The 8,347-nt window shown below is 62.4% G+C and carries 11 protein-coding genes; 4 read left to right on the top strand and 7 right to left on the bottom strand.

Annotation, left to right across the window (positions count from 1 at the left end):
* Positions 1–74 precede the first annotated feature (74 nt).
* Genes V7756_RS18280 through V7756_RS19160 form a run of 3 tightly spaced genes read right to left on the bottom strand, consistent with a single transcriptional unit; the run spans position 75 to position 817 of the window.
* Complete coding sequence (locus V7756_RS18280) at positions 75–347, bottom strand: Txe/YoeB family addiction module toxin (RefSeq protein ID WP_335611637.1); 273 nt, start codon at positions 345–347, stop codon at positions 75–77.
* The gene (locus V7756_RS18275; RefSeq protein ID WP_335611636.1) at positions 328–600 is read right to left on the bottom strand and encodes a type II toxin-antitoxin system Phd/YefM family antitoxin; all 273 of its coding nucleotides are present in this window, start codon (positions 598–600) and stop codon (positions 328–330) included. Before V7756_RS18275 ends, V7756_RS18280 begins: the two co-directional genes overlap by 20 nt.
* Before the next feature lie 40 nt (positions 601–640).
* On the bottom strand, positions 641–817 hold the full coding sequence (locus V7756_RS19160; protein WP_442909028.1) for a hypothetical protein: 177 nt from the start codon (positions 815–817) through the stop codon (positions 641–643).
* A 139-nt stretch (positions 818–956) separates the two neighbouring features.
* On the opposite strand from V7756_RS19160, the gene V7756_RS19155 reads away from it, so the two are divergent.
* Positions 957–1,211: a VOC family protein gene (locus V7756_RS19155; RefSeq protein WP_442909027.1), complete on the top strand. Its 255-nt coding sequence runs from the start codon at positions 957–959 to the stop codon at positions 1,209–1,211.
* 36 nt (positions 1,212–1,247) lie between these two features.
* Here V7756_RS19155 and znuA read toward each other — a convergent pair whose 3' ends face one another.
* Entirely contained in the window at positions 1,248–2,204 is a 957-nt protein-coding gene (gene znuA / locus V7756_RS18265) for a zinc ABC transporter substrate-binding protein ZnuA (protein ID WP_335611634.1), read from the bottom strand.
* A gap of 124 nt (positions 2,205–2,328) precedes the next feature.
* On the opposite strand from znuA, the gene V7756_RS18260 reads away from it, so the two are divergent.
* Genes V7756_RS18260 through znuB form a run of 3 tightly spaced genes read left to right on the top strand, consistent with a single transcriptional unit; the run spans position 2,329 to position 4,380 of the window.
* Positions 2,329–2,823, top strand: a complete 495-nt coding sequence (locus V7756_RS18260) for a Fur family transcriptional regulator (protein WP_335611633.1) — start codon at positions 2,329–2,331, stop codon at positions 2,821–2,823.
* On the top strand, positions 2,820–3,602 hold the full coding sequence (gene znuC / locus V7756_RS18255) for a zinc ABC transporter ATP-binding protein ZnuC (protein WP_335611632.1): 783 nt from the start codon (positions 2,820–2,822) through the stop codon (positions 3,600–3,602). The genes V7756_RS18260 and znuC overlap by 4 nt, the downstream gene beginning before the upstream one ends.
* Positions 3,595–4,380 (top strand): zinc ABC transporter permease subunit ZnuB, encoded by a 786-nt coding sequence (gene znuB, locus V7756_RS18250; RefSeq protein WP_335611631.1) that lies wholly within the window; start codon positions 3,595–3,597, stop codon positions 4,378–4,380. Before znuC ends, znuB begins: the two co-directional genes overlap by 8 nt.
* A gap of 19 nt (positions 4,381–4,399) precedes the next feature.
* Here the strand turns inward: znuB and V7756_RS18245 are convergent, their stop codons facing one another.
* Genes V7756_RS18245 through V7756_RS18235 form a run of 3 tightly spaced genes read right to left on the bottom strand, consistent with a single transcriptional unit; the run spans position 4,400 to position 8,135 of the window.
* Positions 4,400–6,604: a xanthine dehydrogenase family protein molybdopterin-binding subunit gene (locus V7756_RS18245; RefSeq protein ID WP_335611630.1), complete on the bottom strand. Its 2,205-nt coding sequence runs from the start codon at positions 6,602–6,604 to the stop codon at positions 4,400–4,402.
* Positions 6,604–7,587, bottom strand: coding sequence for an FAD binding domain-containing protein (locus tag V7756_RS18240; RefSeq protein ID WP_335611629.1), 984 nt, complete (start codon positions 7,585–7,587; stop codon positions 6,604–6,606). The genes V7756_RS18245 and V7756_RS18240 overlap by 1 nt, the downstream gene beginning before the upstream one ends.
* Entirely contained in the window at positions 7,584–8,135 is a 552-nt protein-coding gene (locus V7756_RS18235; RefSeq protein ID WP_335611628.1) for a (2Fe-2S)-binding protein, read from the bottom strand. The genes V7756_RS18240 and V7756_RS18235 overlap by 4 nt, the downstream gene beginning before the upstream one ends.
* Between the last annotated feature and the right edge of the window lie 212 nt (positions 8,136–8,347).

Here is an 8,347-nt window from a genome sequence, read left to right as displayed (position 1 = left end):
TGAAGATCCGAGGCCAGACATAAACACGGAAATGGCTGCGGGATGAACCCGAAAAGGGTTTTTCTACAGCCTCGTTAGGCCTGATCGTAGTGACCACCAATAGCAAAAATATAAATAGATTTGTCGTCGAACCGATATATCAGACGATCTTTCTGTGATATCCGCTTTGACCATAAGCCAGAGAGGTTGTGCTTTAGGGGTTCAGGCTTTCCAAAGCCGGAAGAAGGGTCGTCTGATCGCAGCATTTCCTTGAGCAATTTGCACAAGGCCTTGTGTAATCGTTTGTCCTTTTCACGTATGACCTCATACGCTTCCCAGGTGTGACCCTCAAATACCAGTGATCTCATCCATTTGCTCGCCAGTCGGCTTGTAGCCATTTCCACGGGAGTGGGTTTCAAGAGATGCGGCAATCTGCTGCATGAGATTCTTGCTTTGAAGTACGTGAAGGGTTTCCTGTTCTCGCTCCCAGTCGTCGGCGCTCATCACAACGAATGCCTCTCCGGCTCGTCGTGTCACCTTGAGCGGCTCATGTCGGCTAACCACCTGCTCTACAACGCTTTTCAGGTTGTCTCTGAATTTGTTTACGCTAATTGTGTCCACGACGGCACCTTTATGTACTGGCTTTCCGTACGATTGTATTTCAAAAGCCCTGACAAGGCCAAGCACAGCGACAGCTTCTTCGCTCCAGCTTCGCCTCCAATGAAAAGCCGCTGCTGTTTGCGGCGTCATGCCTTAAAGCAAATGTTCCGTCAGGCAACATGCGTTTGTGCAGGATGCGGATAATTGCCACAACGCCGTCGGTGGCTACCCGATAAATGATGATGTGGCTTCCTTGGGGTACTGTCGGTAGTCCGGGCTGATTTCCGCGCAGGATTGCGCTGGGTTCGGATTTTCACCCAGTAGGTGAAAGCACTGGTCGAACTGAAAAATATAAAGGTTAGGCTGATCCCGGCCAAATTCACGCTCCGTGTAACTCGCCGGCGCCTCGTCAGTTTTCGTCAGATACCCGCCAATACGCGCGGCACTGGACGCCAGCGCATCTCGACTTTGTTGTAGAGGGTCTTGCTGATGCGGCGGAGCGCGCCATCCAGGCAGGCGCGAAGCAGGAAAGTGAATGCGTGGAGTGGCGCGGGTCCAGGTGCATCACCTTTGCCGACCCCTTCGGCCATGGTTTCTGCCTGTTGGAGTTCGTTGGCGAAACCTACAGCTAAGGTGCGGGCTGGCTGCAAGAGCCAGCCCAGGCAAGATCAGAGACTTTCCAGACAACCCGCCAGGGTATCCGTCAGCTCGCGCAACTGTTGCTCATACCCCTGCGGTCCCACTTTGATATCGCTACCCAGCGGGTCCAGTTGCGCGCTTTTTACCTGTAGCCCTTCGGTCAGGCTGCGCACCAGGCGGGGGGTGAACTGGGGCTCGCTGAACACGCAGGCGGGGGCGGCAGCGCTGAGGGTTTGGCGCAGTTCGTTGACGTGGCGGGCGCCGGGCTGGATTTCGTGCGCCAGGCTGAATACGCCGCGATGGGCAATGCCCAGGTAGGCTTCCAGATAGTCGTAGCCGTCGTGAAAGACGAAGTAGGGCTTGTCGCTCAGCGGGGCGAAGCGTTGCTGGAGGCTTTGCTCCAGTGCGGTAATGCTTTGTTCGAAGGCGGCGAGGTTGCTGTCGAGCCTTGCCTGCTGCTCGGGGTACAGGGGCGCCAGGTCGTCGCGCATCCAACGGGCGATGGTCAGGGCGTTTTCCGGCGACAGCCAGATGTGCGGATCCAGGTTGCTGTCGTCGTGCTCGTGGCCCTGTTCATGGGCATGTTCATCGCCATGTTCGTCAGCGTGATCGGCATGCGCTTCTTCCGTTTCGTGCTGGTGATCGTGCGCCTCGTCAAACTCGCGCAGGCTCAGGCCCGGCACGTGAATCAGCTCGCGGGCGCTGTCGCGTTCGTGCAGCACCTCTACCAGAAAGCGCTCCAGTGACGGGCCGATCCAGTAGATGCGCTCGGCGCTGGCCAGGGCGCGGCGATCCGAGGGGCGCAGGGCAAATACGTGCGGTGAAGCGCCGGGCGGCAGCAGTACGGCGGGTTCATCAATGCCGGCCAGCAGGGCTGCGCTGATCTGCTGAACTGGCTTGATGCTGGTCAGTACCTTGCTGTCGGCAAGGGCGGTGGTGGACAGCAGCAGGCCAATGCTGAGCACCAGCAGACGACGAAACAACATAAGGGGGCATACCTCGGCAGGATGAATTGTTATAGGATAACAGCTCATTGACCGCGGAAAATACCCCCGCGTCGGCGTGCCTCGTTGGCAGCGCTGCACTGGGGGCTGCCAACGAGGCGTTAGCATGACCGATTCCACTACCCTGCCCGATCCCCAGCAACCGCATAACCACGACCACTGCGTGCACCATGCGCTGAATGCGGCCGAAGAGGTTTGCGCGCGCTCTGGCGTGCGCTTTACCGCCCTGCGCAAGCGCGTGCTGGAATTGGTGTGGCAGAGCCACAAGCCGCTGGGCGCCTATGACATTCTGGAGACGCTGTCGCGTGATGACGGCCGCCGCGCTGCGCCGCCGACCGTTTATCGGGCGCTGGATTTTCTGCAGGAGCAGGGGCTGGTGCATCGCATCGCCTCGCTCAATTCCTTTATCGGTTGCCCCAGCCCGGAGCATCGGCATCAGGGGCAGTTTCTGATTTGCCTGAACTGCCACATTGCCATCGAGCTGGAGCAGAGCAGCATCAGCAAGGCGATTGCCGGGGCCGCGAAGACGCAGGGTTTTGCCGTGCAGAGCGAGACCGTGGAAATTACCGGCCTCTGCGCCCAGTGCCAGGCGGCAGCATGAGCGAGCAACTCCTTGCCTTGCAGCAGGTCAGCCTGCGCCTGAACAGCACCGAGGTGCTGGAGAAGGTGAACCTCAGCGTGCGCCGCGGCGAGATAGTCACGCTGATTGGCCCCAACGGCGCGGGCAAGACCAGCCTGGTGCGCATTGTGCTGGGGCTGCTCAAGGCCAGCTCGGGTGAAATGCACCGCAAGCCCCGCTTGCGCATCGGCTACATGCCGCAAAAACTGCAGATCGATCCTTCGCTGCCTTTGACGGTACAGCGCTTTCTGCTGCTATCACCGGGCGCGAAGCGCGCCAGTGTGGCGGCCGCGCTGGACGACGTGGGCGCGGCGCATCTGCTGACGCGCCCGCTGCAGCAAGTCTCCGGCGGGGAGCTGCAACGCATATTGCTGGCCCGTGCGCTGCTGCGCCAGCCCGACCTGCTGGTGCTGGATGAGCCGGTGCAGGGCGTGGATGTGAACGGCCAGATCGAGCTATATCAGTTGATTACCCGCCTGCGTGACCGCTACGGTTGCGGCGTGCTGATGGTCTCGCACGATCTGCACCTGGTGATGGCGACCACCAACACCGTGGTCTGCCTCAATCGCCATGTGTGCTGCTCCGGCCACCCCGAGCAGGTGAGCACAGACCCGGCTTTTGTCGCTCTGTTTGGCGAGCAGGCCAGCGCGCTGGCCGTTTACAACCATCACCACGACCACGCCCACGATATGCATGGCGAGGTGGTCACCCACGAACACGGCCACGACCATCACCACGGACCTGACTGCAACCATGCCTGATTTTCTGCTTTACGCGCTCCTGGCCGGCCTGGCCCTGGCCCTGGTCGCCGGCCCTCTGGGGTCCTTTGTAGTGTGGCGCCGCATGGCCTATTTTGGCGACACCCTGGCGCACTCGGCGCTGCTTGGCGTGGCGCTGGGCATGCTGCTGGATCTCAATTTAACCCTGGCCGTCACCGTCGGCTGCGTGCTCATTGCCTTGCTGCTGGTGGCGCTGCAACACAAGCAATGGCTGGCCAGCGATACGCTGCTGGGCATCCTGGCGCACAGCACGCTTTCGCTGGGTCTGGTGGTGTTGGCGCTGACCGAGAACGTGCGGGTAGACCTGATGGCCTATCTGTTCGGCGACCTGCTGGCGATTACCCGCAGCGATCTGTACTGGATGCTGGGTGGGCTGGTGATAGTGATGGCGCTGCTTACCTTGCTCTGGCGCAGACTGCTGTCGATTACCGTGCACGAAGAGCTGGCGCGGGTAGAAGGTTTACCCGTGACCGCGATCCGGCTGGCGCTGATGCTGCTGATTGCCATCGTCATCGCGGTGGCGATGAAGATTGTAGGCGTGCTGTTGATTACCTCGTTGCTGATCATCCCGCCGGCGGCGGCGCAGCGGCACGCACGCACACCGGAGCAGATGGCCGTGGGCGCCAGTCTGCTGGGTTGCCTGGCGGTGCTTGGCGGGCTGGCCATGTCGTGGCATCTGGATACCCCGGCGGGGCCGTCCATTGTGGTCTGCGCTGCGCTGCTGTTCATGCTGGCGGTGAGCCTGCCGCGGCGCGCTTGAGCGCCGCGGCCCAGCCCGCTCAGATGAGTTTGTCCAGCGTGATGGGCAGGTCGCGCACGCGCTTGCCGGTGGCGTGATAGATGGCGTTGGACACCGCAGCGGCAACGCCGACAATGCCGATTTCACCCACGCCCTTGGAGCCTAGGGCGTTGACCACCTCGTCGTGCTCCTCGACGAAGATCACCTCGATATCGCCAATATCGGCCTGCACCGGGATGTGATATTCGGCCAGGTTGTGATTCATGAAGCGGCCCAGATTGTGATCCATCTGCGACTCTTCATGTAGCGCCTGGCCCACACCCCAGACCACGCCACCGGCAATCTGATTGCCGGCGGTCTTGGGATTGACCACGCGCCCGGCTGCGATGGCGCTGACCACGCGTGACACCCGGACCATGCCGGTGTCTTCATCCACCCGCACCTCGACGAAGACCGCCGAGTGGGTGCCGGTGGCGTAGTTGTCCCGCGCTTCGCTGGGTTCTGCTGTGGCTTCGGCTTCCAGCTTGCCGGCGCCGTCCACTATGTCGGTCAGCTTGACCCGCTCCTGCGGGTCATTCTTGATAACCATCCAGCCATCGACAAAGTCGACCTCATCCGGGGTGATCCCGCTGAAAGGCGATGCCGGGGTTTGCTGTACCGCATCCAGCAGCTTCACGCGCAGCGCCTGACAGGCCTGCTGTACCGCGCTGCCCACCGAGGAGACGGTAAAGGAGCCGCCCTGCAGGGGGGCAGTGGCCATGCTGGAATCGCCCAGTTTGAACTCTACCAACTCCATTGGCAGGCCCATGGCCTCGGCGGCGATCTGCGTCATCACCGTGTAGGTGCCGGTGCCGATATCCGTGGTGGCGCTGCTGACGATCAGCTTGCCGTTGGCGTGAATGCAGGCGGTGGCGCTGGCTGGCATCTGCATGGCCTCCCAGATGCCGGTGGCCATGCCCCAGCCGATCAGCTCGTGGCCGTCCTGCATGCTGCGCGGCGCCATGCTGCGTTTGCTCCAGCCAAAGCGCTCGGCGCCCTGTTGGTAGCATTGCAGCAGTTCCTTGCTGGAATAGGGTTTGCCTTGGCTGGCGTTGTAGTCGGTGAAGTTCTTGCGACGCAGCTCCAGCGGGTCGATGTTGGCGGCATAGGCCAGCTCGTCCATGGCGCACTCCAGCGCGTAAACGCCGATGGTCGCGCCGGGCGCGCGCATGTCCAGCGGGGTGTACACATCCAGGGGGACCAATTGGTAATCCAGGGTCACGTTGGGGCACTTGTAGAGCATGCCCGACCACTGCACCTCCTGCTCGGTAAAGTCTTCAAAGCGCGAGGTCTGGGCGATGGCCTGGTGATAAATGCTTTGCAGCTGGCCGTCGCTGTCGGCCCCCAGAGTCAGTTTCTGAATGCTGCGGGGTCGATAGCCGAAGGTGAACATCTGCTGGCGCTTGAGTACCACGCGCACCGAGCGCTTGAGCTTGAGCGCGGCCATCACCGCCAGCGGCAGTTGATACTGCGGGCGCAAGCCCGAACCGAAGGCGCCACCTACATAGGGCGAGAAAATGCGAATCTTGCCCTGCATGCCAAACACGTCTTCCAGATAGCGCATGCAGTTCTGCACGCCCTGGGTCTTGTCGTAGATCTCCAGCTGGCCATCGCTGAGGTAATGCACGGTAGAGGCGTGCGGCTCCATCGGGTTGTGGTGTTCCACCGGCGTGCTGTACTGCACCTCGACTGTGACGGCGGCATTGGCCAGCGCCTGATGGCTGTCGCCGCGCGGCTCGGGCAACTCGGCGGGCGCCTTGTGCATGGTGTCGCGATGCGCCATGAGGTCGGTGGCGTGCCCATCCTGCTGATACTCGACGCGAATCAGGCTGGCGGCGTAGCGCGCCAGCTCCAGGTTCTCGGCCACCACCAGGGCAATGGGCTGCGCGTTGTACAGAATCTGATCATTGAACAGCGGGCGGAAGGGCGAGCCGTCGGCGGCGTCATCATCTTCGTAGGGCTCGTCATAGCCGGCAATCGAGGGGCGGTTGGCGTGGGTCAGCACCAGTTCCACGCCAGCCACGGCTTCTGCTTCCTGGGTGTGAATCTGCACGATGCGCCCACGCGCAATGTTGCTGTTGACCACGCTGCCGTAAAGCAGGCCGGATTGCGCAAACTCCGCTGCGTACTGCGCCTGGCCCTGCACTTTCAGCGGGCCGTCGACGCGGTCCAGCGGTTTGCCAACGGGGGAGGAATAGGTAGACATCAGGCGGCTCCTTCTGCGGCGTCGCTCAGGGCGCGGATGATGGCGCGCCGGGCGAGCGCCACCTTGAACTGGTTGTCGGCAAAACCCTGGGCGCCGGCCAGCAAGGCATCGGCCAGTTCGCCGAAGGCGTCCGCATCTGCGGGTCTGCCGATCAGCAATGCTTCGGCATCCGGGCTGCGCCAGGGTTTGTGCGCCACGCCACCGAGCGCCACCCGCACCTGGCGAATCACGCCGCCATCGAGCTGCAGCGCAGCAGCCACCGAGACCAATGCAAAGGCGTAGGATTGCCGGTCGCGGATTTTCAGGTAACTGCAGTGGGTGGAGAGATTCTCTGCCGGCAACTCCACGGCGGTGATCAGCTCGCCGTCGGCCAGGGTGTTGTCGCGCTCGGGCGCGTCGCCGGGCAGGCGATGAAAGTCGGCGAAAGCAATGCGCCGTTCGCCCGCATGCCCCTCGACCAGTACGCTGGCATCCAGGGCGGCCAAGGCGACGCACATGTCTGAGGGGTGCACGGCGATGCACTGCTCGCTATGGCCAAGGATCGCGTGAATGCGGTTCAGCCCCTCGCGTGCCGGGCAACCGGAACCGGGTTCGCGCTTGTTGCAGGGTGTATCGGCGTCATAGAAGTAGTAGCAGCGGGTGCGTTGCAGCAGGTTGCCGCCGGTGGTCGCCATGTTGCGCAGCTGCGGTGAGGCGCCGGCAAGAATCGCCTTGGCCAGCAACGAATAGCGCTGCTCGACGCGCGCATCCCAGGCCAGATCGGCATTACTCACCAGCGCGCCGATGCGCAGGCCGCCTGCGGCGGTATCGGCAATGTCATTGAGCGGCAGGCGAGTAATGTCGATCAGCTGTGTCGGCCGGGCGACATTTTCCTTCATCAGGTCGAGCAGATTGGTGCCGCCGGCGATGTAGCGGCTGCCGGGCTGGAACAGACGGATGGCCTCGCTGACGTCGGCCGGGCGGGCGTAGCTGAACGGATTCATCGGCTCACCTCGCTGTCGCTGTTCAACTGCATGTGCTCGAGCTCCCGCGTAGCGGGCATGGCCTCGGCAATGGCGGCGCGGATGTTGGGGTAGGCGCCGCAGCGGCAGAGGTTGCCGCTCATCTGTTCACGCACCTGTTCCTGCGTCTCGGCGCGGCCCTCGGCCGTCATGCCTATGGCAGAGCAGATCTGCCCCGGTGTGCAGTAGCCGCACTGGAAGGCGTCGTGGCTGATGAAGGCCTGCTGCATGGGATGCAGCGCGCCGTCCTTCGCCAGGCCTTCAACCGTGGTCAGGCTGGCGCCGTCGTGCATCACCGCGAGGGTCAGGCATGAGTTGATGCGCTTGCCGTTGAGCAGCACGGTACAGGCGCCGCACTGGCCATGGTCGCAGCCTTTCTTGCTGCCGGTGAGCTGCAGCTGTTCGCGCAGCAGATCCAGCAGGGTGGTCCAGGGGTAGACATCCAGCTGATGGGATTGGCCGTTGATCTCGATGGCCAGCGGACAGGTCGCGACGCTGATCCCGCCCTGTTGGTCGGTTGGTGAACTCATGCGTGCCTCACGGGTAAGAGTGGGCGCCAGTAACCGGCGCGCCGGGTTGCGCAGTGTGTGCGTCTAGAATTTACGACTGGGCAGCTACTGAATCGTTCAGCCAATACGCGGGGCGTCGGCGCTGCGCCGGGCTGTAACAGGCCGGCGATCCTGTTGTCCTATGCCTGTGATGGTTTGTAACGACAGCTTGTGATGAGAAGCTGTGATGAGAA

Origin of the sequence: Halopseudomonas sp. (genome assembly GCF_036961105.1) — a bacterium.
Lineage (GTDB): Bacteria > Pseudomonadota > Gammaproteobacteria > Pseudomonadales > Pseudomonadaceae > Halopseudomonas.
The sequence above is the reverse complement of the archived record's forward strand: the minus strand, read 5'-3'. Positions and strand labels throughout refer to the sequence as shown.

Excerpts from the sequence above, each read along its gene's own strand:
- V7756_RS18280 (WP_335611637.1), bottom strand. The coding sequence starts at position 347 with ATGAGATCACTGGTATTTGAGGGTCACACCTGGGAAGCGTATGAGGTC.
- znuA (WP_335611634.1), bottom strand. The coding sequence starts at position 2,204 with ATGTTGTTTCGTCGTCTGCTGGTGCTCAGCATTGGCCTGCTGCTGTCC.
- V7756_RS18260 (WP_335611633.1), top strand. The coding sequence starts at position 2,329 with ATGACCGATTCCACTACCCTGCCCGATCCCCAGCAACCGCATAACCAC.
- znuC (WP_335611632.1), top strand. The coding sequence starts at position 2,820 with ATGAGCGAGCAACTCCTTGCCTTGCAGCAGGTCAGCCTGCGCCTGAAC.
- znuB (WP_335611631.1), top strand. The coding sequence starts at position 3,595 with ATGCCTGATTTTCTGCTTTACGCGCTCCTGGCCGGCCTGGCCCTGGCC.
- V7756_RS18245 (WP_335611630.1), bottom strand. The coding sequence starts at position 6,604 with ATGTCTACCTATTCCTCCCCCGTTGGCAAACCGCTGGACCGCGTCGAC.
- V7756_RS18240 (WP_335611629.1), bottom strand. The coding sequence starts at position 7,587 with ATGAATCCGTTCAGCTACGCCCGCCCGGCCGACGTCAGCGAGGCCATC.
- V7756_RS18235 (WP_335611628.1), bottom strand. The coding sequence starts at position 8,135 with ATGAGTTCACCAACCGACCAACAGGGCGGGATCAGCGTCGCGACCTGT.